A 26,680-nucleotide genomic window follows, 5' to 3' on the forward strand; every position below is an offset into this window, starting at 1 on the left:
CTCAAAGCTCCATAGAATTTTCTATATTTTGTTCTTTTGGTGGATTTTTATAATTTTCATCAATGCTTTGCAAGCGGTTTTCATACTCTTTTGCCATTTTTAAAAATTCTTCTTTGTTTTTTCCACTTAAGCTTGATTTTGGAATTTTAACTATAGTTTCAGGATTAATTGCTTTATTATTTAGATAAAGTCCAAAATGCAAATGTGGTCCAGTGCTCATACCAGTAGAGCCTACATAAGCAATCACTTGTCCTTGCTTAACTTTTTGTCCGCGTTTGATTTTTGCAAAGCGACTAAGATGAGCATATAAAGTCATATAGCCTGACATGTGTTTTACTTGTACAACCTTACCATAACCACCTTTTGTCCCAACAAAGCTAATCGTTCCATCTCCTGCACTTTTAACTGGAGTACCCGTTGGAGCTGCATAGTCAATACCTAGGTGTGCTCTATAGCGTTTTAATATAGGATGGTATCTTGCTCTAGTAAAACGATCTGAAATCCTTGTATATTTGACAGGTTTAGTTAAAAAGAAATTTTCAAGCTCTTTTCCTTGAGCATTATAATAAGAATCTTTATATAAAAATACAGAATATTCTTTACCTCTAATATTAGCTAAAGCTGCTTGGATATTAATATCGCCAAAAAGTCTTCCTAGTCTTCTTTTTTGCTCATAAATTAATACTACACTATCGCCTTTTCTAACATTTTTAAAATTAACACTATTTTTAAAAGCTCTTACCATAGCTCTTGCTAAGGTTACGCTACCACTTTCATCATAAACATCTTGATAAGCTGAATTGTTAATAGCTACGCGAATAGTTCTTTTTTCTTTGGTATAAGAAATTGGAGTAAAACTTAATACGAATTTATTTTCAGTGTTTTTGTAAATATGAATTTGTAAATCATCACTGATTGGGATTAAAACCTGTTCTAATTCTCCTTGATCATCTTTTAACATTTGGTATTTAATACCACTTGCAATTTCTGCACTTAGTTCTTTATCTTCAGCATCAAGATTATAGTATAAATTTAAAGGTATGGAGTGATCTTGTAAAAAATCAAGTAAAGTTTTGCCATTCTCCCAAGAAAGTTCTTCAACACTTGAAATAGCAAAAAGTTTTATCGATATAAGTAAAGATATGAAAATTTTTTTCATGGTATTTTAAAGCCTTCTAAAATTTAAACATAAATTTGTATTTTACTTAATTTTTCTTACAATTTTGTAAGGAAAATACAATATAATTTAATTTTTACACTTTTTTAAGGAGTATCAGTTGTCAAGAATTATTTTAATGCTTTGTTGTTTTTTAGCATTTTTGCAAGCTAAAAATTTTGATTTAATACAAACAAAACTTGAAAAAGTAGATGATATTTATGGTTATATAAAAGATGATCCTAGAATTTTATTGCACTCAAGTGGTATAGTTGTGCATGAAATTGATACACAAAAATCAATTATTGCAAGAGCTAGTGTGATAGGGCGTGAAAATGGCTTAGTTAAATTACAATTTAAAGTTTTTGATATGCTAGCTCAAGATGCTATGCCTTTACCAAATGTATTGCCACAAGTAGGCGATAAAATAGTTTTAAATTATTTATATGATAGAGCCTTGATTATAGCTCCTGATAAAAATGTGTATGATTTTATAGCTCAAAAATTAAATGGACTTTATTTTTTACACCCTGATTTATTTGGTGCTCATATGATACAAGAATACCGCCAAACTCCAAGAAGATCAGATTTTAGATCTTTTTGTTCAAAAAATGCTGTTGGGCTTTTAGTGGTAGCTTTAGAAAATAAAGCTGAGATAGTTGATTGTCAAGATTTTGGCAAGATAGAAGAATTTAACATACCTCAAGCTCAAAGTTTGCAAATTCCATTTTATTCAAGAATTACAGGTTATAAAAGCGATATTTTTAGCTTAAATGATGAAGCAATTGGAAATTATTATGTATATTATGAAAAATTAATTAGCTTAACTAGAGACAAATAATGCAAGAAATCCATCAAAAATTTTTTCAAGATCTTTTAGGGGTTGAAAATGCTCATTTTGATCCTATCCACAAAAGAGCGTATAGTTATGATGCTACTAAAAAGCATTATTTACCTGATGGAGTGCTTTTTCCAAGAGATGAAAATGATATTAGTCAAATTTTAAAATATTGTAATGAAAATAAAATCATCGTTATTCCTAGGGGCTCAGGTAGTGGATTTACCGGTGGAAGCTTAGCTATTAATGGTGGAGTAGTGTTAAGCTTTGAAAAACATATGAATAAAATTTTAGAAATTGATCTTGAAAATTTAGTTGCAGTAGTGCAGCCTGGTGTGATAAATATGGCTTTACAAGAAAAAGCAAAAGAATATGGTTTATTTTATCCACCTGATCCTGCTAGTATGGAGTATTCTTCTTTAGGGGGGAATGTAAGCGAAAATGCAGGGGGTATGAGAGCTGCTAAGTATGGTATAACTAAAGATTATGTAATGGCTTTAAGAGCTGTTTTACCTAATGGAGAAATCATTAGAGCAGGTAAAAAAACTATAAAAGATGTAGCGGGTTATAATCTAGCTGGAATTTTAATAGCAAGTGAGGGATCTTTGGCTGTGCTTAGTGAGATTACTTTAAAACTAGTAGCTTTGCCAAAGTTTAAAAAGACAGCTATGGGGATTTTTAACAGCATTGATGAAGCAATGAATGCAGTTTATAAAACTTTAGCTAAAGGTGTGACTCCTGTATCTATGGAATTTTTAGATCAATTAAGCATACAAGCATTAGAACAAAAATTCCAAAAAGGCTTACCTATGGATGCGGGTGCGATTTTAATCGCTGATGTAGATGGCAATGTAGAAGAGGCTATTGAAGCAGATTTAAAAATTTTGCAAGAGAGTTTTTATGAATCTGGCGTAAGAGAGTTTAAAATAGCAAAAGATGAGCAAGAAGCAGCCAATATTTGGTTTGCTAGAAGAAACTGCTCTCAAAGTATAGCAATGTATGGAAATTTAAAGCTTAATGAAGATATTACAGTGCCGCGTTCAAAACTGCCTGATCTTTTAAAAGGCATAGCTAAAATTTCTAAAAAATATGGTTTTAAAATCCCTTGTTTTGGTCATACTGGCGATGGTAATGTACATACTAATGTAATGGTAAGTGATAAAAATAATCATGAGTTGGTTAAAAAAGGTTACGAAGCTGTAGAAGAGGTGTTTAAGCTTACAGTTTCTTTAGGTGGGACTTTAAGTGGGGAGCATGGTATAGGCATTTCAAAAGCTCCTTTTATGAAGCTTGCTTTTAGCGAAGCTGAAATGGACTTGATGAGAAATATCAAAAAAGCATTTGATCCAAATAATATACTTAATCCTTTTAAAATGGGACTTTGATGAATTTTAAAAACTTCATAAAAATTCTTTTAAGCATAAGAGATAAAGAAATTTTAAATTATGCTGCAGCTTTGAGTTTTTATACTATTTTATCTTTAATACCGCTTTTATTTTTATGTTTTTGGGTTTTTACTCAAATTCCAAGTTTTGAAATGTATCAAGAAAGAATTAAAAATTTAATTTTTACTTTTTTAATCCCAACTCAACAAGAATTAATAACACAATATATTAACACTTTTTTAAAAAATAGTGTCAATCTTGGTTTAATTGGTCTTTTAGCTATGGCTTTGACTTCTTTGGCATTTTTTTCAGGTTATGATTATGTTATTAATAAGCTTTTAGAAGAAGACTCTAAAAGTCTTTGGCATAGTATAAGTTCTTATTGGACTTTGGCAACATTAACTCCACTTGGACTTGGAGTGAGTTTTTACATTTCAGGTTTTATACAAAAAACCTTAGATGATTTTAATATTGCTTTAAATTTTTTTGAGATTTTACCTTATGTGATTATATGGGCTTTGTTTTTTACATCTTATTCAAGTTCAGTGAGTAAAAAAGGTGATTTAAAAACTTTGCTTATTAGTTCTTTTGGTGCTTCTGTGATTTGGTATATTTCTAAGATGATTTTTGTGTATTATGCTGTATATAATAAAACTTATTTAAATGTATATGGTTCTTTTTCTGTGATATTGTTTTTCTTTTTGTGGATTTATATTTCTTGGATTATTTATCTTTTGGGTTTAAGGGTTTATTTGATTTTAAATCAAGAAAATAAAGGGAATAAAACCAAGAGAAATTACAAAAAGAGCTAAATAACGATGAAAAATAGCCATGAAGGATAAAAATATATAAATAAGATAAATTTCTAATGGTATGTGTAACAATATACTATTTAATTTAAAATCAAATAATGCTAATAATATTTCATCTAATACATCTCCATAAGATAATAAATGCAGTAATAAACTTATAGGGTAAAATAAAGCAAATAATATGCTTAGAGGTATACCTAAAAATTGTTGAAAACTAATAAGTGGAAAAAAATATAATACAGGAATCATCATTGCTAAAAAAGTCCAAAAATTTATAAAAACAATATGAATATAATTTTTTGAAAAATTATCTTTAAAATGATGTAAATATAAATAAATATAAAATACTCCTAAACTTGAAAACAAAAAGCCAACGCTAAATAATAAATGTGGAAATAAGCTTATACATAAAATTACACTTAAGAATAAAAATTTAAAACTCAAAATTTTAATATTTTTGCTAAATAGATAAAAAGCAAAAATACTCATACATAAAGCTCTTATATAAGAAGGGCTAAAGTCTATTAAGAATATATACAAAATTAAAAGCAAGAAAGCAAAAATACTAATATCAAGTTTTAAACTTCTATAAGGAAAATATCGTTTGTGAAAAAAGGCATATAAAGGAGCAAAAATCAAAAAGCAAAAGCTAAATAGCAAGCCCAAATGATATCCACTAATAGCAATTAAATGCGCGATATTGTAAAAATTTACATCATTTCTAAGCTCACTTGATACATTTTTTGCAAAAAATAAAGCCCCGTAAAATTCTTTGATTTTTTCATTTTGATGTTGATTTAAAAAATACTCCACTAAGATATTTTCTTTTTGAGTATTAGTTTTATGAAAATCATAACTTGGTACAAAAAAATTTTTACTAAGATAATCTTTAAAGTTAATATTTTTAGTAATAATCCTAAGATTTATAATATCATTTTTACTTAAATTTAGATCTTTAAAACTAGTAGTGTAAAAAACAAAATCAGAATTTTTAATTTTAAAAACTTGGTATTTTTTACCTTTTTTATTAGTTTTTTGATAGCTAGATATAATGATATTATTTTTAAGCAATAAATGTTTTGTGAGTTTAAAATTTTGGTATTTTTTATATTCATAAATGAGATTTAGGCTAAAAAGTGCTAAAAAACATAATAATAAAATTAAAAATTCTCTATAAGAATCTTTTATAGAGAATTTTAAATTCATTTTTTCTTAGAAAAGCGTGATAAGTATAACCATATAATAAAAATTAAAGTGATTATAAAGGCAGGTGCTATATAAGGATGATTTGAAAAAATTTCAAAAGCCTCCTTTAAGGTGTTTCCAAAAATAAATCCAGCATAACCAAGTATTATAGCCCAAATTAAACTAGCTAGGGTATTGATGATAAAAAATCTTACAAAGCTAAATTTGCAAAGGCCTGCTGCTATAGGAATGATAGTTTTTACCCCGTAAATAAATTTTTGCACTACTAAAAGTAAATCTCCATATTTTTTGATTTTTATCATAGCAAGCGCGATTTTTCTTCTATGATTTTTAAAATAAGGCATTATGTCTTTTTTATAATATTTTCCTAGAATAAATAATAGGGTTGAACCTATAGTATTAGCCAAAAAGGCTAAAAATATACACAAATGCAAATCAAGTTTAGTTGAACTTGCACAAAGTACCCCGGCAGCAAGTATGGCCACCATTCCTCCACCAAAAGAATAAAAAAATAAAATCAAATAACCATAAGTGCTAAGATTATCAATCATTTCTTGCATGAAAAACCTTATCTTGCAAAATCAACAGCTCTAAGCTCTCTGATGACATTAACTTTTATTTCACCAGGGTATTGAACTTTTTCTTGAATTTCTTCAGCTATTTCTTTAGCTAAAAGCACAGATTCATCATCATTGACTAATTTTGCATTAACAATAACTCTAATTTCTCTACCAGCATTAATAGCATAAGCTTTTTTAACCCCTTCTTTACTTTTTGCTATATCTTCAAGTTCGCTAACTCGTTTCAAGAAGGCCTCAAGCACCTCACGCCTTGCTCCAGGGCGTGCAGCGCTTAGTGTATCTGCTGTACAAACTGCAGCTGATTCTATACTTGTAGCCTCTTCATGTCCATGGTGCGCATAAATCGCATTAATCACTATAGGATGTTCTTTGTATCTTTTGCAAAGTTCAGCTCCTAAATCTACATGAGAACCTTCAAATTCATGCGTTAAAGCCTTGCCTATATCGTGTAAAATTCCAGCTCTTCTTGCTAGTTTTTCATCGCCACCACACTCAGCTGCTATGATTCCAGCTAAATGCGCTACTTCTAAAGAGTGTGCTAGAGCATTTTGTCCATAACTTGCTCTATATCTTAATTTTCCTATTAATTTAACAATTTCAGGATGGATATTATTAAGTCCTAAATCCATTACTATAGTTTGACCTTCTTCTAAGATATTATCTTCAAATTCTTTGCAAACTTTTTCATGAATTTCTTCTATTTTTGCAGGTTGTATTCTACCGTCTTCAACTAAAAGTTCAATCACCTTTGTAGCAATGGCGCGTCTATAAAGATTAAAACAACTTACTATAATTGCTCCAGGCGTATCATCTATGATAATATCAACACCCAAAACCATTTCTAAGGTTTTAACATTTCTCCCTTCTTTGCCTATAATGCGTCCTTTTAACTCATCATTTTTGATATTTACTACATTGATCAACCTTTCAGCAGCGAATTCTCCTGCAAATCTTGAAGTAGCTTGTGCTAAGATAAAATTAGCCTTTCTTTTGGCTTCATTTCTAGCTTCTTCTTCGTATTTTCTAACAATATGAGCAATTTCAGCTCTTGAGGTTTCTTCTACTTTTTGCAAGACTATACTTTTTGCCTCTTCTTGTGTGAGACCAGCTGAATGTTCAAGAATTTTTAAAACATCATTTAACTTTGTTTCGTAGCTTTGTTTTAAATTTTCATTTTCTTCATGTAAAGCTTTTATAGTTTGCTGCTCTTTTGCTAATTTGTTTTTGTTTTCTTCATGAAGTTTTTCTTGATAATGAAGGTTTTGTTCTTTTTTATTGAGTTCTTCTAGCTTAATAGAATGCTCTTTTTGCAGTTTTTGAATTTTTTCATCAAATTTTTTCTTTGCTGCAAATTCAGCCTCAGCAACTGAATTTTTAGCATCTTTAAGTGTTAGCTCAGCTTCATATTCAATGGCTTTTGCTTTTGCTTTTGCTTGCTCTAAAAAGATATTGAAATTTGCATCATTAATCTTTTTGGCGACTATATATCCAATCCCTCCGCCTATGAAAACGGCTATTAATGCGACTAATATTTCTATCATTGTTTTTAACTTTCCTAAAATATTTTTTATATGGGTTTATATAAAAATTTCCTTTTATATCATGGTCTTGACTAAAAATTTGATGAGATTTTGCATCCATCATTTGTGTGAAAATAACTAAAGGTTTTTTATAAGAAATATTTTCAAAAAACCTATCGTAAAATCCTTGGCCATGACCAACTCTTCCTAATTTTGCATCTACTCCTATAACAGGGATGATTGCAACATCTATACGAGTTTGCAAAAAAGAATCTTTTGGTTCATATACCCCAAAACTCTTTTTATCAAGAGTTAACCTTAATTTTACTACCTTTAAACTTTTATCTTGCATAAATGGAACAAAAATTCGGTATTTTTTTGTTAAAAAATGTCTGAATTTATAAAGATTAATTTCATATTTTAAAGGAATATATATAAGGATATTTTTATAATTTTTACAAGATTTTAAAATTTTATTTACTTCTTGAAAAACTAAAAAATCTCTTTTGTATTGAAATTTTAGTTTTAATTTCATTTTAAATTTCTGTTTTATTCTAAAGTCATTTTTTATCAAAGCTTTCCTTGGTTTTTTAACTTTTTATGTTATACTTTTAAGCTTAAAAAATCATAAGGATATGACTTGAAATTTAAAATTTTTTTAGCAATTTTTGCTATGATTTTTTTTACTTCATGCTCAAGTGATAAAGAAAATTCTAGTAATGAAAATACTGATAATGCAAGTTTAAGTCAAAGTGAAAATACTGATTTTACTTTGAAATTTTTAGATGGTAGAAAAATGTATGTGAAATACCATGAACAAGAATTTAATTTTGATGATACAGCAAAAGCTAAGTTGTTTGTATTTTTTACAAGTTGGTGTGAGCCATGCAAAGCTGAAATTCCACATTTAAATAATTTAAATAAAAAATATCAAGATAGATTTGAAGTCATAGCGCTTTTTTTAGAAGAAGATAAAAAACAAGAATTATTGGAGTTTATACAAAAAGAAAAGATGAATTTTTCTTCGGTTTTAGGAGAGAATAGTTTTATTTTTGCTAAAGTTTTAAATATCAGCTCTATTCCAACAATGGTTTTATTTAATGCAAAGGGTGAAAAAGTTAAAGAGTATTTAGGTTTAATTCCTGAAGAAATGTTAGATATAGATATACAAAAAGCGATAATGTAATGTTTGGATTTTTAAAAAATGGTTTGAAAAAAACCTTAGAAAGTATTCATTTAGTTAAGGCTTCAAATAAAATCATTACTAAAGATTTGCTTGAAGAAATGCTTTTAGAAGCTGATGTGGCGTATGAGATAGTTGAAGAGATTATTTACTATCTTCCTCCAAGTGATGAGGTTAAAAAGGCTGATTTAGAGCGTGTTATGGGGACTTATTTTATTTATGATAAGCCAGAACTTGCTAATGCTAAGCCTTTTGTGGATTTGATTTTAGGTGTAAATGGGGTAGGTAAGACCACAAGCATTGCTAAAATGGCACATTTGCATAAAGAAAATGGTGAAAAAGTTATACTTGGGGCTTGTGATACTTTTAGAGCAGGAGCCATAGAGCAGTTAAAATTATGGGCACAAAAATTAAATATAGATATCATAGCTACTTCACAAGGACATGATCCTTCGGCAGTTGCTTATGATGCTATTTCTAAAGCTTTGGCAAAAAACTATGATAGGGTTATTTTAGATACAGCAGGACGCTTGCAAAATCAAAAAAATCTTGCTAATGAGCTTGAAAAAATTGTCCGCATAAGTGATAAAGCTATGCAAGGAGCTCCTCATAGAAAAATCCTTGTACTTGATGGCACTCAAGGTGTGGCAGGAATTTTGCAGGCAAAAGCTTTTAATGATTTAGTAAAACTTGATGGAGTGATTATTACAAAACTTGATGGAACTGCCAAAGGTGGAGCTTTATTTAGCATAGCAAGAGAGCTTGAACTTCCTATTTTATATGTAGGAGTAGGGGAGCAATTAGGACAAATTCATGAGTTTAACCCTAGTGAATATGTTAAAACTTTAGTTGAAGAGATTTTTGCTTAATTTATGGCTAAAAAACACATTTTATTTGAATGTCAAGCTTGTGGAAATCAACAAAGTAAATGGCTAGGCAAATGTCCTGAATGTGGTTCTTGGGATAGTTTTGTTGAGCTAAAGCAAGAACAAATTAAGGTTTTAAAAGAGTTAAATTCACTCTCAAACGCCCCAAGTTCTGCAGTATGTATAAATGATGTTATAGCAGAAAATTTCACACGCATTAGCACTGATGATAATGAGCTTGATTTAGTTTTAGGTGGTGGGCTTGTTGTGGGTTCTTTGGTGTTAATTGGGGGTTCACCTGGGGTTGGAAAATCCACACTTTTATTAAAAATTGCTTCGAATTTGGCTAAAAGTGGTAAAAAAGTACTTTATGTAAGTGGCGAGGAGAGTAAATCTCAAATCAAACTGCGTGCAGATCGTTTAAATGCAAATTGTGAGAATTTATTTTTACTTACTGAGCTTTGCTTGGAAGATATTTTAAGTGAGCTTTCTAAAAAAGATTATGAAATTTTAATTATTGATTCTATTCAAACTTTATATTCTAATAAAATTACTTCAGCAGCAGGTAGTATCACTCAAGTTAGAGAAATTACTTTTGAGTTGATGCGCTATTCTAAAGCCAATAATATTAGCACTTTTATCATAGGACATATCACTAAAGATGGGGCTATAGCTGGACCTAGAATTTTAGAGCATATGGTAGATGTAGTGCTTTATTTTGAAGGCGATGCCAATAAAGAAATAAGAATTTTAAGAGGCTTTAAAAATCGTTTTGGAAATATTTCCGAAGTTGGTATTTTTGAAATGACTTCCAAAGGCTTGATTAGTGCTAAAGATATAGCTAATAGATTTTTTACGCGTGGTAAGGCAGTAAGTGGTAGCGCTTTGAGTGTAGTGATGGAAGGAAGCAGAGCTTTAGTGCTAGAAATTCAAGCCTTAGTTTGTGAGAGTGCTTATCCAAAGCGTAGTGCAACAGGCTATGAAAAAAATCGTTTAGATATGCTCATAGCTTTACTAGAGAGAAAGCTTGAAATTCCCTTGGGGCATTATGATGTTTTTATTAATGTAAGTGGTGGGGTAAAAATCAGTGAAACTGCAGCAGATTTAGCGGTGGTTGCAGCAATTATTTCAAGTTTTAAAAACCGCCCTTTAAGCAAAGATAGTGTTTTTGTGGGTGAGCTTAGTTTAAATGGTGAAATCAAAGAAGTATTTTCACTTGATGTGCGTTTAAAAGAAGCTAAAATGCAAAAATTTAAAAATGCCATAGTGCCTGTAAAACCTATGGAGGAACTTGGCTTAAAATGTTTTGTAGCTAAAGAATTGCGTGAGGTTTTAGAATGGATGTAAAATTTGATGTAATCATTATAGGTTCGGGACTTGGAGGCTTAAGTGCAGGCGCTTTTTTAGCTAAAAATGGAAAAAAGGTTTTAGTTTTAGAACAGCATTCTTTAATTGGTGGTTGTGCTACTTGTTTTAAAAGAAAAGGCGCTTTGATTGATGCGGGACTTCATGAGATGGACCTAGGTGAAGCAAAAACTGATATGAAGCATTTGGTTTTTGATAAGCTTGGTATAAAGAATAAAATTCAAATTTTACCTTTACCAAGTGCATGGAGTATTAAAAGTAAAAATTATAATCTAACTTTACCTCATGGTATAGAAAAAGTAAAAGAAGTTTTGAAAAAAGAATTTCCGCAAGAGTGCAAAGGTATAGATAAATATTTTAAAGCTATAAAAACGCAAGCTTATGCTATTCGAAGATTTCCTTGGGATTTAAAATTAAGTGAGTTATTGTTGTTTCCTTTTGACACTGCTTGGATATTTATTAAAAATAGATTGTTTAATAAAAAAGTTTATGATGTTTTAAATGCTTATATTAAAAATGATAAGCTAAAAAAGATTTTAAATGCAAATATGAGTTATTATCATCATGATAGTAAAGAATTTATTTTCAGTTTTCATGGCATTGCTCAAAAGCATTATTATGATGGTGGGGTGTATATTAAAGGTGGCTCGCAAGCTTTAAGTGATGCTTTGGCTGAGGTTATCAAAGAAAATCAAGGGCAGGTTTTAGCTAAGGCTGAAGTTGTTAAAATACTCACAAAAGAACAAAAAGCTTATGGAGTAGAATACATTCAAAATAATCAAAAATATACCATCCATGCGCAAAATATTATCGCAAATTGCGATCCTTTAATCGTATATAAAGACTTGCTTAAAGATTTAAATTTAACCCAAGAAATCAAAGCAATAGAATCTAAAAAGCGTGCTTGTTCTTTAGTGAGCGCTTATTTTATTTATGATAAAGATATTTCTAAAATTTATGAAAATATGGATTATTGTAATTTTATATTCGAAGATGATTTTTTAAATAGCTCATATGAAAACACTAATATTTTAAAACTAGATATTAAACAAAGGCCTATGGCTTTTGTGAATTATTCTAAGGTTGATAGTGGCTTGGCTAGCGATAAATATATAGGTGTTGTAGCTTTTAGTTCAAATTATAGCGAATGGGATTTAAATAAGCAAGATTATAAAACTAAAAAAGAAGAAGTATTAAAAGCCATAGTGCAAAGGCTTGATGAGATTTTTCCAAATTTAAGTTCACACTTAATCCATCAAGAATTAGCCACGCCAAAAACTATACAAAGATATACTAAAGCTTACGAGGGTACAATTTATGGATTTTCTCAAGATCAAGAAGGGGTTAAATACAGATTACATTATAAAAGTAAAAGTATAGAAAATTTATATTTTGCTAATGCTTTTATATTTCCTGGAGGTGGTTTTACAGGTGCGATTTTGGGTGGATATTTTTGCGCTAATAAAATGAATTTTCATTAAAATATAAGCAATTTTTTTTTATAATATTAGCTTTGAAATATTTATTCTGCTAAGGATTTTTAATGAAAGATTTATTTTTATTTAGTTCTTTTATAGATTCTAGCCACACTTTTGCATACTTTTTTCATTTGGGTATAGTGGTTGTGATTTCTTTGATTTTAGCAAAACTTGCTACAAGATCTATGCAAATTGTCCCAAGAGGTAGTCAGAATTTGGCTGAAGCTTATATGGAAGGCATTTTAAGCATGGGTAGGGATACTATGGGTAGCGATGAAGCTGCTAGAAAATATTTACCTTTAGTTGCAACTATAGGTTTTATGGTATTTTTTAGTAATATCATAGGAATCATCCCTGGTTTTGAAGCTCCAACAGCAAGTTTAAATTTTAGTGCTTCTTTGGCTATTATAGTATTTGTGTATTATCATTTTGAAGGTATTAGAACTCAAGGATTTTTTAAGTATTTTGCACATTTCATGGGACCTGTGAAAATTCTAGCACCTTTGATGTTTCCTATAGAAGTGGTTTCTCATTTTTCAAGAGTTATTTCTTTATCTTTCCGTTTATTTGGTAATATCAAGGGAGATGATTTATTCTTAGCAGTTATTTTAGCTCTTGTGCCTTGGGTTGCGCCATTGCCTGCTTATATGCTTTTAACTTTTATGGCATTTTTACAATCTTTTATTTTTATGATTTTAACTTATGTTTATTTAGCAGGTGCAACTGTAGTTGATGAGCATCATTAATTTTTAAAAAGCAAAAAATATTTTTTGCTTTTTTCTTTTTTAATCTTCTTCTTTTATTCTTTTTTAAACTCTTTTTGAAATAAAAAACGCTAGAATAAACAAAAAATTCTAAGGAAAATTTTAATGTTTGAAGTTGTTATAGGACTTGAAGTTCATGCACAATTAAATACAAAAACAAAAATCTTTTGCTCATGTGCGACTTCTTTTGGAGAAAAATCAAATACTAATGTATGCCCAACATGTTTAGCTTTACCAGGTGCTTTACCTGTATTAAATCAAGAAGCGGTAAAAAAAGCCATAGCATTTGGAAAAGCAGTTAATGCAACTATAAATAAAAAAAGTATTTTTAATAGAAAAAATTATTTTTATCCTGATTTACCAAAAGCTTATCAAATTTCGCAATTTGATATTCCTATAGTGGAAAATGGTGAGTTATTTATCAATGTAAATGGAGAAAATAAACGCATAGGTATCACTAGGGCTCATTTAGAAGAAGATGCAGGAAAAAATATACATGAGAGTAATTTTTCAAAAGTAGATTTAAATAGGGCAGGCACGCCTTTGCTTGAAATTGTCAGTGAACCTGAACTTAGAAGTTCCGATGAAGCAGTGGCTTATTTGAAAAAATTACATTCTATTATAAGATTTTTAGATATTTCAGATGCAAATATGCAAGAAGGTAGTTTTAGATGTGATGCTAATGTTAGTATTCGTCCAAAGGGTGATGATAAGCTTTATACTAGAGTGGAGATTAAAAATTTAAATTCATTCCGTTTTATTCAAAAGGCGATTGAGTATGAAGTAAAACGCCAAAGTGAAGCTTGGGAAGATGGAAAATACGATCAAGAAGTTGTGCAAGAAACAAGATTATTTGATACGGTTAATTTAGTTACTAGAAGTATGAGAGGTAAGGAAGATTCTGCTGAATATAGATATTTCCCTGATCCTGATCTTTTACCTGTAATTTTAGATGATGAAATGCTAAATCAAGATATACCTGAACTTCCTGATGAGAAAAAAGCTAGATTTGTGAGTGAATTGGGCATTAAAGAAAGTGATAGTGAAGTGATTGTTTCTTCATTAGAGTTTTGTAGATATTTTGAGTATCTAATTAATCAAAAATTAAATCCAAAACTTTGTGTTACTTGGCTTACGACAGAGTTAATGGGGCTTCTAAAAGGCGAATTGACTATAGAAAACTCACCTATAAAACAAGAAAAATTAGCTGTTTTGATCAAACGTATAGAAGAAGGTGTTATTAGCGCTAAAGCAGGTAAGGATATTTTAGCTTATGTATTTGAAAATACAGAAGTTGAAATTGATGATGCTATTGAAAAACTTGGTTTAAAACAAGTAAGTGATGATGGTGCTATTGAAAAGATTATTGATGAAATTTTAGCAAACAATGAAGATAAAGTAGCTGAATATAAAAGTGGTAAAGATAAACTTTTTGGTTTCTTTGTCGGTCAGGCAATGAAAGCAGGTAAGGGTGCATTTAATCCTGCTAAGGTAAATGAAATTTTAAAAGCAAAACTTGGTTAAATATGAAAATAGCAGTTGTTGGTGCAGGAAAATGGGGAAGTGCTTTATATGATGCATTGAGCGTTAAAAATGAATGCGTAATAACTTCTTTTCATGAAAAAGATCTTTCTTATTTTGTTAGTACCAAAGAAGCTTTAGAATATGAATATTTAGTTTTTGCTTTATATGCTCAAGGAATGCATGAATGGCTTGCAAATAATTTTAAAGATTTAAATCAAAAAATTCTTGTAGCTTCTAAGGGTATTGATTGTAAAAGTTTAAAATTTATGGATGAGGTTTTTAGTGAGTTCATAAGTAGTGATAGACTTTGTTTTTTAAGTGGTCCTTCTTTTGCAAGTGAAGTTTTAGAAAAAAAACCTTGTGCTTTGGTTGTTAGTGGTAAAAATCAAGAGCTTTGTAATCAATTTGCAAGTTTTTTTCCAAATTATATTAAAACCTATACAAGTTCTGATGTTAAAGGCGCTGAAATTTGTGGTGCATATAAGAATGTTTTAGCAATTGCAAGTGGAGTTTGCGATGGTTTAAATTTAGGCAATAATGCAAGAGCTTCTTTAGTTTCAAGAGGTTTAGTGGAAATGCACCGCTTTGGACAATTTTTTAATGCTAAAGAAGAAACATTTTTAGGGCTTAGTGGGGCTGGAGATTTATTTTTAACAGCTTCAAGTAACTTATCAAGAAATTATAGAGTAGGTTTGAGTTTGGCTAGTGACAAAAATATAAAAGATATTTTAATGGAACTTGGCGAGGTAGCTGAAGGAGTGCAAACTGCTTATGCTATACATTCTTTATCGAAACAATTTCAAATTTATACCCCGATTGTTAACGAAGTAGTCTTAATGCTAGAGGGTAAGAATGCTTGGGAATCTTTAAAAGATTTGATGTCATCAAAGGAGGAAATATCATGATCATCAAAAATGCAAAAATTTATGGCGAGCAAAAGCTTGATCTTAAAATAGAAGATGGGAAAATTACTCAAATTGCTAATGATTTAAATGATGATGAGTATATTGTTGATATAGAAGGCAAAACTTTACTTCCCTCGTTTATTGATTTAAATGTTAGTTTGCTTGATAATGAATTTAGTATAGATAAATTATATGATCTTGAAAAAGCATGCTTAAAAGGTGGGGTAGGGACTATTGTTTTAAAAGATAGTTTAGAAGCTAACACTCAAGGCTATGCGCTTTATTTTGATAAATTAAAATCTTTAGATATTAATGTTTTACCTACTATTAATGTATTAGATAAAACAGAAAAATTAAAAAATATTGCTACCTTAATTGATATGGGCGCAAAAGGCTTAGAGCTTTCAAGTACTTTAGGAGCAAATTATTTAAGACAATGTATGCAATATGCCAATATGAAATCAACCCCTGTATTTTTAAAGTGTTTTGATGGGAGTTTTGACGATCATGGAGTAATGAATGATGGACAAATAAGCTTTGAATTAGGACTTATAGGAATTAGTGATATAGCTGAAACTAGTGAAGTGGCAAAAATGAAAGAATTAGTGGAATTTTATAAAAACAAAGCTTGTTTTAGCTCTTTAGCAATTGCAAGATCGTTTGAATTATTGCATGATCAATATAGTGAAATTTCAATCCATCATTTAATCAAAGATGAAAGTACTTGTGAAAATTTTAACACTCAAGCAAAAATTTTACCTCCATTAAGAACAAAAGATGAGGCAACAAATCTTAAAAAGTTGCTTCAAGATAAGAAAATTACTTTCTTAAGTTCTTTGCATACTCCTAACACTAAAAAAGATTTGGCTTTTGATGAAGCAGATTTTGGAGTTAATGCCATAGCTATATATATGAGTTTATGTTTTACATATTTAGTAAAAGAAGGTATCTTAACTTGGAAAGAATTATGTGATTTTACAAGCTATAATCAAGCGCAATTTTTAGGATTAAATAAAGGTAAAATAGAACTTGGTTTTGATGCTGATTTAGTTATATTTGATGAAAAACTTTCTTTTAATGGAGAAGGTTTATATGCAAATGATATCTTGCAAGGTAAGGTAGAAAAAAGTTTTATAGCAGGAAAAGTTTTTAGCCTTTAAGCTAAAAACTTTTATTTATCTTGCATAGCTTGAGCTACTTGAGCTGAACTATTTCTAATTTTTTCCATACATTCTCTAGCTTCTTTGGCTAAATCCACGCTTTGATTTACGCCACTTAAGCCATCTTTAATGCTTTGTACAACTTCAGCTGTTACATTTCTGATAGAATTAATGGTAGTAGTGATTTCATTTACTGAATGTCCAGTTCTTTCAGCTAGATTTCTAACTTCATCAGCAACAACAGCAAAACCTCTACCATGCTCACCTGCACGCGCTGCCTCAATAGCCGCATTTAGAGCTAAAAGATTGGTTTGATCGGCTATATCGCTAATGGTTTGAATAATATTTTTAATTTCTTCTGATTGCTCATTTAATGATGATACGAGATTGCTACTATTGTTCATCATATCAGCAATGCCTTGAATATTTTGAACCGTATTTTCTATAACACTATCGCCCTCTTGAGTGAGATTATCATTTTGTTCAGCTAATTCACTAATGAGCTTTAATTTTTCCTCATCTCTTACAACTTGTTCGGTAATATCTGTTGCAAATTTAATAACTTTGTAAATTTCTCCATCATCATTTTTGATAGGATTATAACTTGCTTCTAAATGGATTAGTTTGTTGTTTTTACCAAAGCGTATGAATTTTCCTGATTGAAATTTACCACTTCTTAGCTCTTCCCAAAAAATTGTATATTCTTTGGAATTTCTAAATTTTTCCTCGCAGAACATACTATGGTGTTTTCCTTTGATTTCACTTAGTGAATAACCCATGGTTTGAGTGAAGTTTTCATTAGCATTTAAAATCTCTCCATAAGGATTAAATTCAATAATAGCCATAGAACGATTAGCAGCATCTATGGTGTTTTTTAGATCAAGCATTTCATAGTTTCTTTGAGTAATGTCATTTGCAAATTTAATAACCTTATACACTTCATTGTTTTGGTTTAAAATAGGAAGATAATTGGCTTCAAGATAAATATCTTTCCCGCCTTTTGCAATGCGTCTAAAAAGTCCATTTCTTGATATACCACTTTTTAAATCTCTCCAAAAATCAACATAGCGTTGTGACTTTACAACCTCTGGTAAACAAAACATACTATGGTGTTTACCTTTGATTTCATTTAAAGAGTAATTCATAGTTTTTAGAAAATTTTCATTAGCATTAATAATAGTTCCATCTGTTTGAAATTCTATCATGGCCATAGTTTTGCTAATAGCATTAAGTATATCTTGAAAAGTTTGATTAGATTGCTCTAATTGAGTAATTTGTTCATTAATTTTTTTCTTGTTGATAAACATAAAACCCCTTTATAAAATAATTCGGAATTATATAGTGCTTTTTAAAATAAATAATTTGTTTATATTAGCTTTTTGTTAAATTATAAAATTTTTCTTGGAGAGAATTTCTTATTTCATCGTTAATTTTCTCATTGTCATTTAGATATTGTTTGTTAAGTTCTTCAAGCTCTTTTAAAAATCCAAAAAGTGTTTCTTCCCACAAAGCATTATTTCTTTTACTTAAATTCATTGTTTGGATATGATTAAGTTTTCTACTCATATTGCTTAAATTCTCTAAAAATTCATCTTTATAATTTTCATCTTGGAGTGTAAAGGTATTTTGCAAAAGATTATTTTTTATATTTCTTATCTCTTCGTTAATTAGATCACAAAATTCAGGATAAATATCATTTTTAATAGGTTCAAGTAAGGCTTGTTCATCTAGTTTTAGAGTATATTTTTTTATGGCAAAAAAAAGAATTAAAAAAGCTATTGCACTGACTAAAATATAGAAAGTCATTTTGTTTTGATAATCCTTAAAAAATAAAAATGGTGCGGTTAGCGAGATTTGAACTCGCACACGCTGAGCGCACCACCCCCTCAAGATGGCGTGTCTACCAATTCCACCATAACCGCATAAGCCCTACAAGAGGGCTTTGAAAATTTTAAGCTGCTACTAATGCTTGGAATGGATTAGCATAAAGAGCGATAAGAGCAATAACAAGTGCATAAATAACTTGAGCTTCAATCATCGCTAAAGCAATAAACATAGTAGTCATTAATTTACCACCAAGACCAGGGTTTCTAGCAGTACCTGCTATAGTTGCTGCTGCAGTATTACCCATACCGATAGCTCCACCTAAAGCTGCAACACCAAGTCCTAAACCTGCTGCTAAGATAGAAAAAGAAGCTAACCATTGATTCATAGAACCTTCAGCCGCAAATGCAAAACCGCTTAAAGCTAGCATTAAAAATACGATTTTTTTCATAGTTTTTCCTTGTAAAAATTTAAATCCTTTCGGCTTGCGTATCCCTACTCGTGATTTATAAAAGCGAAATTATATACAAATATAACTTTAAAATTATTGAAATTTAAATTAATATTATATATTTTAAAATAAATTAAAGTTTTTTTTAGCTACATTAAAAATTTTTATAGTTTTATAAATTTAAGGTTATCTTTATGAATGAAAAATTTTCTAAAATAGGCTTTGTATTAGCGGTAGCAGGTTCAGCTGTTGGACTTGGAAATGCTTGGAAATTTCCAACTTTGGTAGGACAAAATGGAGGCTCAGCCTTTGTACTTTTATATTTGCTTTTGACTTTGGGAGTAGGTTTTGTGATATTTTTGGCTGAACTTAGCATAGGAAAACTTAGTGAAAAAGATCCTGTAAATGCCTATTATACTTTAGCTCCAAAACACAAAAGAGCTTGGTCTATAGTTGGTTTTTCTTTAATAGGTGCTATTTTGATTGTTTCTTTTTATAGCGTGATAATAGGATGGATTGTTAAGTATGCTTATTTTGGGTTTTTTCCTTTACCAAAAAGTATAGAAGAAAGTGGCGCTATTTTTGGAAATTTACTTTCTAATGATGTTTTATCTCAGTTTATATGTTTTACTTTTGTGTTTATAGTAATTTTTTATGTAGTATCAAAAGGTGTTAAAAGTGGTATAGAAAAACTCAATGTTTGGATGATGCCAAGCTTATTTATACTACTTATTTTAATGCTTGGATATTCTTTTAGTATGGATGGTTTTTCTAAAGCAAGTGAGTTTTTGTTTTCTCCAGACTTTTCTAAGCTTAGTGTAGGAGCATTTTTAAGTGCATTAGGGCTTGCTTGTTTTTCTTTATCTATTGGAGTGGGTTCAATTATAACTTATTCTGCAAGTTTATCTGATAAAACAAATTTTATTACAAGCACTATTAACATTATCATTATTAATATTATTATTGGTATTATGATGGGACTTATTGTATTTACTTTCATATTTGAATTTAATGGAGATCCAGCTCAACAAGGTCCAGGTTTGATTTTTGTATCTTTGATGAGTTTGTTTTCAAATATTGACCCAATTGGCTTTTTACCTTTGGGAAATATTTTAGCTGTGGCTTTTTTTATAGCTTTGTTTTTTGCAGGGATTACTTCAGCAGTTTCCATGATAGAACCTTTAACCTTTTATTTAATCAATTCTTATAATTTTACAAGAAAAAAAGCTTTGATTTTTATAGCTTTCATTGTGTATTTTTTGGGAAGTTTGTGTATTTTATCAGGAATTGAGTGGAGTAAAGATTCTTTAGAATTTTTTGGAAAAAGTTTTTTTGATATATTAGATTTTATTGCTTCAAATTTAATGATGCCTTTAGGTGGATTATTTGGTGCAATCTTTGTAGGTTTTGTGCTTAAAAAAGAAGCTTTACAAACTTTATTTTATCCTTATATGAGGGGTAAATACTTTGAGTGTTGGTATTTTTTTGTAAGATATATCTCGCCTTTAGCTGTGATTTTAATCATGGCAAAACAATTATTTTTTTAAGGTTAAAAGATGAATGAAAAATTTTCTAAAATAGGCTTTGTATTAGCGGTAGCAGGTTCAGCTGTTGGACTTGGAAATGCTTGGAAATTTCCAACTTTAGTGGGTAACAATGGTGGTTCAGCTTTTGTGGTGGTATATTTACTTTTAACCTTGGGTGTGGCTTTTGTGATATTTTTGGCTGAACTTAGCATAGGAAAACTTAGTGAAAAAGATCCTGTAAATGCTTATTATACTTTAGCGCCAAAAAATAAAAAGGCATGGTCATTTGCGGGATTTTTTATGCTTGGTGCTATTATTTTAGTGTCTTTTTATAGTGTTGTTATAGGTTGGATAGCAAAATATGCTTATTTTGGGTTTTTTGAATTACCTAAAGATACAAAAGAAGCAGGCGCTATTTTTGGAAATTTACTTTCTAATGATGTTTTATCTCAATTTATATGTTTTACTTTTGTGTTTATAGTAATTTTTTATGTAGTATCAAAAGGTGTTAAAAGTGGTATAGAAAAACTCAATGTTTGGATGATGCCAAGCTTATTTATACTGCTTATTTTAATGCTTGGATATTCTTTTAGTATGGATGGTTTTTCTAAAGCAAGTGAGTTTTTATTTGTACCTGATTTTTCAAAATTAAGTGTTAATTCTATATTAGATGCACTAGGGCTTGCATTTTTTAGTATGTCTTTGGGTGTATGTGTGATTTTAACTTATGCAGCAAGTTTGCCCGATAAAACAAATTTTATAAGCAGTGCTTTAAATATTATCATTATTAATACTATCATTGGTTTGATGATGGGACTTATTGTATTTACTTTTATATTTGAATTCGGAGCCGATCCTACTCAACAAGGTCCAGGACTTATATTTATATCATTAACAACGCTTTTTGCAAAGTTAGGATTTTTGGGAAATGTTTTAGCCATAGCCTTTTTTATAGCTTTATTTTTTGCAGGGATTACTTCGGCTATTTCTATGATAGAACCTTTTACTTTTTATCTTATAAATCGTTATCAAATTTCAAGAAAAAAAGCTTTGGTTTTTGTGGGTATGATTGTTTATTTTCTTGGAAGTTTATCTATACTTTCTTTTTATCATGTAAGTGCATCAAGTTTAAATTTCTTTGGGAAAAGTTTTTTTGATATTTTAGACTTTTTCATACAAAATTTATTAATGCCAATTTCTGCTTTAATTACAGCATTTTTTGTGGGTTTTGTGCTTAAAAAAGAAGCTTTACAAACTTTATTTTACCCATTTATGTGTGGGATATATTTTGAAATTTGGTATATCTTTTTAAGATACATTTCTCCATTAGCGGTTATTTTAATTATGGCTAGACAGCTTTTTTTCTAAGGTATTAAAATGAATGATAAATTTTCTAAAATAGGTTTTGTATTAGCAGTAGCAGGTGGAGCTATAGGGCTTGGAAATGCTTGGAAATTTCCAACCTTAGTAGGCCAAAATGGTGGTTTTGCTTTTGTACTTTTGTATTTACTTTTGACTATTAGTATAGGATTTTGTGTATTTTTGGCTGAAATTGCTATGGGAAGATTAAGTCAGAGTGATCCTGTAAATGCTTATAAAAGCTTAGCAACTAAATATGCTCAAAAATGGAAATTTGCTGGATTTTTTATGCTCGGTGGAATTTTTGTATTATCTTTTTATCTTGTTATTATGGGTTGGGTTTTAAAATATATGATAACTTCGATTTATTATCTACCTAGTGATACTCAAGAAGCAGGAGCTTTATTTGGAAATTTAATACAAAATAGTATTTTAGAAAGTAGTTTGTATTTTTTAATTGCTTTTTTTCTTACCTTGTTTGTTGTTTCAAGAGGGGTTAAAAGCGGTATAGAAAAACTTAATGTTTGGATTATGCCAAGTTTGTTTATTATGCTTGTTTTAATGCTAGTATATTGTTTTTTTCAAGATGGTTTTAAGGAAGCTTTTGTTTATTTGTTTTATCCTGATTTTACCAAGCTTAGTTTAAACTCTGTTTTAACAGCTTTAGGTCTTGCTTTTTTTACTTTATGTTTAGGTATAGGTTGTATTACCACTTATGCAGCCTCTTTAAAAGACGATACAAATTTAATTACAAGTTCGGCCATAATTGTGCTTTTAAATATCAGTATAGGTTTGATGATGGGACTTATTGTATTTACTTTTATATTTAAATTTAATGCTAATCCTGCAGAAGGAGCTGGGCTTGTATTTATATCTTTAACAACTTTATTTTCTAATTTAGGTGCTATCTTTGGACATTTTTTAGCTTTTTATTTTTTCTTAGCTTTATTTTTTGCAGGGATTACTTCAGCAGTTTCTATGATAGAACCTTTTACTTTTTATCTTGTAAATGAATATAAAATTTCAAGAAAAAAAGCTTTGGTTTTTATAGGCTTTGTGGTTTTTCTTTTGGGAATGAGTTGTATTTTATCTTTTAGTGCTAATTATGGGGCTAGCTTTAGTTTTTTTGGTTTAAGTTTTTTTGATATTTTAGATAAATTAACTTCTAATTTTATGCTCCCACTTGGAGCTATTGCAAGTGCTATTTTCGTAGGATTTTTTGTGGAAAAAATAAAAATTTACAATTTATTTTCTAAGTTTATGAGTAGAAGTATTTTTGAAGTATGGTATTTTTTACTTAGATTTGTTGCACCTATTGCGATTATTATCATTATGTTAAATCAAATTTTATAAATTTATTTTTTAAGAAAGTAGAGTTATAATTGCAAAGATGTAAAAATAAGGAAAAATTATGGCTAAAAAGTTAATTGATGTGATGGATGCCACATTTAGGGATGGTTTTCAATCTGTTTATGGTGCTAGAGTTTTAATGAATGATTTTTTTCCTGCCCTAGAAGCAGCTAAAGAAGCAGATATTAAGCATTTTGAATTTGGTGGTGGAGCTAGATTCCAAAGTTTATTTTTTTATTTAAACGAAAATGCTTTTGAAATGATGGACAAATTTAGAGCCATCGTTGGAAAAGATGCAAATTTACAAACTCTTGCAAGAGGGGTTAATACCGTAGCACTTGATACAGGTAGTAAAGAAATTATCAATTTGCATGCAAAAATGTTTGCAAAACACGGCACAACTACAATAAGAAATTTTGATGCATTAAATGATGTAAATAATTTAAAATTTAGTGGAGAATGTATAGTTAAACATGGTTTAAAACATGAAATTACCATTACTTTAATGGATTTACCTCCAAAATGTAAAGGTGCGCATGATGTGCCATTTTATGAAAGAATTTTAAAAGAAATTCTACAAGCTCAAATTCCTTTTGATAGTATTTGTTTTAAAGATGCAAGCGGAACTTCAAATCCAAATAAAATTTATGAAGTTATTAAAATGGCTAGAAAAAACCTGCCTGAAAATATGCATATAAGATTACATACGCATGAAACCGCAGGGGTAAGCATAGCATGCTATTTAGCGGCTTTAGAAGCAGGTGTTGATGGTATAGATTTAGCTGCAGCTCCTGTTAGTGGCGGTACTTCTCAACCTGATATTTTAACAATGCTTCATGCTCTAAAAGGAAGCAATTTTGATCTTGGTTTAGATGAAGAAAAAATTTTAAAATACGAAGAAGTGTTAAAAGATTGTTTAAAAGATTATTTTCTACCACCTGAAGCAACGGCGGTGAATCCTTTAATACCTTTTTCACCTATGCCGGGTGGAGCACTAACTGCTAATACACAAATGATGAGAGATAATAATATTTTAGATAAATTTCCTCAAGTTATAAAAGCTATGCAAGAAGTAGTAGAAAAAGGTGGTTATGGTACTTCTGTTACTCCTGTATCGCAGTTTTATTTCCAGCAAGCTTTTAATAATGTAACGTTTGGTCCTTGGAAAAAAATTGCAGATGGATATGGAAAAATGGTTTTAGGATATTTTGGAAAAACTCCCGTTGCTCCAGATCCGGAAGTAATTAAGCTTGCAAGTGAGCAATTAAAACTAGAACCAACTACAAAATTAGCCACAGATATTGCTGATGCTGATGAGAGCAAAAGTATAGCTTATATTAAAAACTTATTAGAAAAAGAAAATTTAGAAACAAGTGAAGAAAATATTTTTATCGTTGCAGCTTGTAAAGAAAAAGGCATAGCTTTCTTAAAAGGCGAAGCTAAGGTTAATGTTAGAAAAAATAGCAAATTAAAATCAAGTCTTATCGATGAAAATCAATTTACCGTTTCAGTTAATGGTAACAAATACCATGTAGAAGTAAGTGCAGGTTTTGATAGAGATGTTAATGTTAAAAGTGCTGTAAAAGTAAGTGCAGATAATGCAAAAGTTGCAAAAACTCAAGTAAATGATAATGCTATTGTTGCAAGTATGAATGCAAATGTATTTAAAATTTTAGTTAAAGAAAATGATAGTGTAAAGGCAGGTCAAGTTGTAGCTGTACTTGAAGCTATGAAAATGGAAATTGAGATTAGTGCAAGTAAAGATGGAGAAATTGCAGAACTTTTAGTAAATGCTGGTGAGAGCGTAAGTGAAGGTCAAGCTTTAATGACTTATAAATAAGGAGGTAAAGATGAAAGGTTTAGAAAATTTAGGCTTAGAAAATATCGGACAAGTTTTTCACAATCTTAGTTATGATGAGCTTTTAAAGCACGAAAAAAACAATAATGAAGGTGTATGTACTAAAAATGGTACCTTTAGTGTAGATACAGGAATTTTTACTGGAAGAAGTCCTAAAGATAAATATTTTGTAAAACAAGATCCTTCGCAAAAATACATTGCTTGGGGTAAGATTAATCAGCCTATTAGTGAGGAATTATTTGAAAAGCTTTTAGCAAAAGCTAAAAAACAACTTAGTAATAGTGATATTTATATCCAAGATGCATATTGTGGAGCTTCGTTAAAAAGTCGTAAAGCTGTGCGTTTTGTAACTCAAATTGCATGGCAAGCACATTTTGTAAAAAATATGTTTATTCGTCCAAAAGAAGAAGAACTTAGTGAGTTTAAACCTGATTTTGTGGTGTATAATGCTTGCAAATGTATTAATGAAGATTATAAAAAAGATGGTTTAAATTCAGAGGTTTTTGTCATTTTTAACATAGAAAAAAATATAGCAGTAATTGGTGGAACTTGGTATGGTGGAGAGATGAAAAAAGGAATTTTTTCTATGATGAATTATTGGCTTCCACTAGAAAATAAACTTTCTATGCATTGTAGTGCTAATGTTGGAGAAAAAGGTGATGTAGCGCTTTTCTTTGGGCTTAGTGGTACAGGTAAAACTACTCTTTCAACTGATCCAAAAAGAAAATTAATAGGCGATGATGAGCATGGTTGGGATGATGAGGGTGTGTTTAATTTTGAAGGAGGTTGTTATGCAAAATGTATTAACCTTGATCCTCAAAGTGAACCAGAAATTTATGGAGCTATAAAGCAAAATGCACTTTTAGAAAATGTAGTTTTAAAAGATGATTTAAGCGTTGATTTCAATGATGGTTCTAAAACTGAAAATACTAGAGTTTCTTATCCGATAGAGCATATTTTAAATCACGAGCCAAGCCTTAGTGCAGGTCATCCTAGTAATATCATTTTCCTTTCAGCGGATGCTTTTGGTGTTTTACCTCCGGTTAGTAAGCTTAGTAAAGAACAAGCAATGTATTATTTTCTAAGTGGTTATACTGCTAAAGTAGCAGGTACTGAAAGAGGCATTACCGAACCTGTTGCGACTTTTTCAGCTTGTTTTGGAGAAGTGTTTTTGCCATTACACCCAACTGTTTATGCAAAACTTTTGGGCGAAAAAATCAGCAAGCATAATGTAAATGTTTATCTGGTAAATACCGGTTGGAGCGGTGGAGCTTATGGTGTAGGCAAAAGAATGAGTATTAAAGCTACTAGAGCTTGTATTAATGCGATTTTAGATGGTAGCATACAAAATTGTGAGTTTGAAAACTATGATTTATTTAATCTTGCAGTTCCAAAAGAATTAGCGGGTGTAGAAAGTAAGTTATTAAACCCTGTTAATACTTGGGAGGATAAAAAAGCTTATGAAGAAACTAAATTAAAGCTTGCAAAAATGTTTATAGAAAATTTCAAACGCTATGAAGATGTAAAAGAAGGAGCAGAATTTAAACTAGCTGGTCCTGCTATCTAAAA

24 protein-coding genes and 1 tRNA gene are annotated in these 26,680 nt (G+C 29.8%); 16 read left to right on the plus strand and 9 right to left on the minus strand.

Annotated features, from left to right (window positions below):
- Position 1: 1 nt before the first annotated feature.
- Positions 2 to 1,159 carry a M23 family metallopeptidase gene (locus L8X50_RS01460; protein WP_133319708.1) on the minus strand — a complete coding sequence of 386 codons (1,158 nt, stop codon included), beginning with the start codon at positions 1,157 to 1,159 and terminating at the stop codon, positions 2 to 4.
- Between the two features lie 127 nt (positions 1,160 to 1,286).
- On the opposite strand from L8X50_RS01460, the gene L8X50_RS01465 reads away from it, so the two are divergent.
- From L8X50_RS01465 to L8X50_RS01475, 3 genes are read left to right on the plus strand one after another with little or no spacing between them, the layout of a single operon-like run.
- Positions 1,287 to 1,997, plus strand: a complete 711-nt coding sequence (locus tag L8X50_RS01465; RefSeq protein ID WP_412175093.1) for a plasminogen-binding N-terminal domain-containing protein — start codon at positions 1,287 to 1,289, stop codon at positions 1,995 to 1,997.
- Positions 1,997 to 3,379, plus strand: coding sequence for an FAD-linked oxidase C-terminal domain-containing protein (locus L8X50_RS01470; protein WP_220566326.1), 1,383 nt, complete (start codon positions 1,997 to 1,999; stop codon positions 3,377 to 3,379). The genes L8X50_RS01465 and L8X50_RS01470 overlap by 1 nt, the downstream gene beginning before the upstream one ends.
- A complete protein-coding gene (locus L8X50_RS01475; protein WP_133319705.1) occupies positions 3,379 to 4,191 on the plus strand; it encodes a YihY/virulence factor BrkB family protein in 813 nt (270 codons plus the stop codon). The genes L8X50_RS01470 and L8X50_RS01475 overlap by 1 nt, the downstream gene beginning before the upstream one ends.
- Here the strand turns inward: L8X50_RS01475 and L8X50_RS01480 are convergent.
- The 4 genes from L8X50_RS01480 to L8X50_RS01495 are packed head-to-tail and all read right to left on the minus strand — an operon-like array spanning position 4,138 to position 8,072.
- On the minus strand, positions 4,138 to 5,397 hold the full coding sequence (locus L8X50_RS01480; protein WP_263660210.1) for a ComEC/Rec2 family competence protein: 1,260 nt from the start codon (positions 5,395 to 5,397) through the stop codon (positions 4,138 to 4,140). The two genes, L8X50_RS01475 and L8X50_RS01480, sit on opposite strands and share 54 nt — an antisense overlap.
- The gene (locus L8X50_RS01485) at positions 5,394 to 5,957 is read right to left on the minus strand and encodes a DedA family protein (protein WP_133319703.1); all 564 of its coding nucleotides are present in this window, start codon (positions 5,955 to 5,957) and stop codon (positions 5,394 to 5,396) included. Before L8X50_RS01485 ends, L8X50_RS01480 begins: the two co-directional genes overlap by 4 nt.
- A gap of 8 nt (positions 5,958 to 5,965) precedes the next feature.
- On the minus strand, positions 5,966 to 7,519 hold the full coding sequence (rny, locus tag L8X50_RS01490; protein WP_263660211.1) for a ribonuclease Y: 1,554 nt from the start codon (positions 7,517 to 7,519) through the stop codon (positions 5,966 to 5,968).
- On the minus strand, positions 7,443 to 8,072 hold the full coding sequence (locus tag L8X50_RS01495; protein ID WP_263660212.1) for a 5-formyltetrahydrofolate cyclo-ligase: 630 nt from the start codon (positions 8,070 to 8,072) through the stop codon (positions 7,443 to 7,445). The genes rny and L8X50_RS01495 overlap by 77 nt, the downstream gene beginning before the upstream one ends.
- Positions 8,073 to 8,138: 66 nt before the next feature.
- On the opposite strand from L8X50_RS01495, the gene L8X50_RS01500 reads away from it, so the two are divergent.
- From L8X50_RS01500 to L8X50_RS01535, 8 genes are all read left to right on the plus strand, one after another.
- Positions 8,139 to 8,684: a TlpA family protein disulfide reductase gene (locus tag L8X50_RS01500; protein ID WP_263660213.1), complete on the plus strand. Its 546-nt coding sequence runs from the start codon at positions 8,139 to 8,141 to the stop codon at positions 8,682 to 8,684.
- Complete coding sequence (ftsY, locus tag L8X50_RS01505; protein WP_133319699.1) at positions 8,684 to 9,550, plus strand: signal recognition particle-docking protein FtsY; 867 nt, start codon at positions 8,684 to 8,686, stop codon at positions 9,548 to 9,550. Before L8X50_RS01500 ends, ftsY begins: the two co-directional genes overlap by 1 nt.
- 3 nt (positions 9,551 to 9,553) lie before the next feature.
- On the plus strand, positions 9,554 to 10,894 hold the full coding sequence (radA, locus tag L8X50_RS01510; protein WP_263660214.1) for a DNA repair protein RadA: 1,341 nt from the start codon (positions 9,554 to 9,556) through the stop codon (positions 10,892 to 10,894).
- Positions 10,885 to 12,393: a phytoene desaturase family protein gene (locus L8X50_RS01515; RefSeq protein WP_263660215.1), complete on the plus strand. Its 1,509-nt coding sequence runs from the start codon at positions 10,885 to 10,887 to the stop codon at positions 12,391 to 12,393. Before radA ends, L8X50_RS01515 begins: the two co-directional genes overlap by 10 nt.
- A gap of 62 nt (positions 12,394 to 12,455) precedes the next feature.
- Positions 12,456 to 13,136: a F0F1 ATP synthase subunit A gene (locus L8X50_RS01520; RefSeq protein WP_133319696.1), complete on the plus strand. Its 681-nt coding sequence runs from the start codon at positions 12,456 to 12,458 to the stop codon at positions 13,134 to 13,136.
- A 123-nt stretch (positions 13,137 to 13,259) separates the two neighbouring features.
- Positions 13,260 to 14,678, plus strand: coding sequence for an Asp-tRNA(Asn)/Glu-tRNA(Gln) amidotransferase subunit GatB (gene gatB / locus L8X50_RS01525; RefSeq protein WP_263660216.1), 1,419 nt, complete (start codon positions 13,260 to 13,262; stop codon positions 14,676 to 14,678).
- A 2-nt stretch (positions 14,679 to 14,680) separates the two neighbouring features.
- Positions 14,681 to 15,583: an NAD(P)H-dependent glycerol-3-phosphate dehydrogenase gene (locus L8X50_RS01530; protein ID WP_133319694.1), complete on the plus strand. Its 903-nt coding sequence runs from the start codon at positions 14,681 to 14,683 to the stop codon at positions 15,581 to 15,583.
- Positions 15,580 to 16,743 carry a metal-dependent hydrolase gene (locus tag L8X50_RS01535; RefSeq protein WP_263659759.1) on the plus strand — a complete coding sequence of 388 codons (1,164 nt, stop codon included), beginning with the start codon at positions 15,580 to 15,582 and terminating at the stop codon, positions 16,741 to 16,743. Before L8X50_RS01530 ends, L8X50_RS01535 begins: the two co-directional genes overlap by 4 nt.
- 11 nt (positions 16,744 to 16,754) lie before the next feature.
- On the opposite strand, the gene L8X50_RS01540 is transcribed toward L8X50_RS01535, so the two are convergent.
- From L8X50_RS01540 to L8X50_RS01555, 4 genes are all read right to left on the minus strand, one after another.
- Entirely contained in the window at positions 16,755 to 18,050 is a 1,296-nt protein-coding gene (locus L8X50_RS01540) for a methyl-accepting chemotaxis protein (protein WP_257928992.1), read from the minus strand.
- A 64-nt stretch (positions 18,051 to 18,114) separates the two neighbouring features.
- Positions 18,115 to 18,549, minus strand: coding sequence for a hypothetical protein (locus tag L8X50_RS01545; protein WP_263659757.1), 435 nt, complete (start codon positions 18,547 to 18,549; stop codon positions 18,115 to 18,117).
- Between the two features lie 30 nt (positions 18,550 to 18,579).
- Positions 18,580 to 18,665: transfer RNA gene (locus tag L8X50_RS01550), tRNA-Leu, on the minus strand.
- 29 nt (positions 18,666 to 18,694) lie between these two features.
- Positions 18,695 to 19,018, minus strand: a complete 324-nt coding sequence (locus tag L8X50_RS01555) for a F0F1 ATP synthase subunit C (RefSeq protein WP_012661906.1) — start codon at positions 19,016 to 19,018, stop codon at positions 18,695 to 18,697.
- A 194-nt stretch (positions 19,019 to 19,212) separates the two neighbouring features.
- On the opposite strand from L8X50_RS01555, the gene L8X50_RS01560 reads away from it, so the two are divergent.
- Genes L8X50_RS01560 through pckA form a run of 5 tightly spaced genes read left to right on the plus strand, consistent with a single transcriptional unit; the run spans position 19,213 to position 26,678 of the window.
- A complete protein-coding gene (locus L8X50_RS01560) occupies positions 19,213 to 20,565 on the plus strand; it encodes a sodium-dependent transporter (RefSeq protein ID WP_258108779.1) in 1,353 nt (450 codons plus the stop codon).
- Between the two features lie 9 nt (positions 20,566 to 20,574).
- Positions 20,575 to 21,912, plus strand: coding sequence for a sodium-dependent transporter (locus tag L8X50_RS01565; RefSeq protein ID WP_263660217.1), 1,338 nt, complete (start codon positions 20,575 to 20,577; stop codon positions 21,910 to 21,912).
- Between the two features lie 9 nt (positions 21,913 to 21,921).
- Entirely contained in the window at positions 21,922 to 23,256 is a 1,335-nt protein-coding gene (locus L8X50_RS01570) for a sodium-dependent transporter (protein WP_263660218.1), read from the plus strand.
- A 58-nt stretch (positions 23,257 to 23,314) separates the two neighbouring features.
- A complete protein-coding gene (locus tag L8X50_RS01575) occupies positions 23,315 to 25,093 on the plus strand; it encodes a biotin/lipoyl-containing protein (protein WP_263660219.1) in 1,779 nt (592 codons plus the stop codon).
- A gap of 10 nt (positions 25,094 to 25,103) precedes the next feature.
- Complete coding sequence (gene pckA / locus L8X50_RS01580; RefSeq protein ID WP_263659753.1) at positions 25,104 to 26,678, plus strand: phosphoenolpyruvate carboxykinase (ATP); 1,575 nt, start codon at positions 25,104 to 25,106, stop codon at positions 26,676 to 26,678.
- Positions 26,679 to 26,680 lie beyond the last annotated feature (2 nt).

This window comes from Campylobacter sp. CNRCH_2013_0898h, from assembly GCF_025772965.1.
Classification (GTDB): Bacteria; Campylobacterota; Campylobacteria; order Campylobacterales; family Campylobacteraceae; genus Campylobacter_D; species Campylobacter_D lari_D.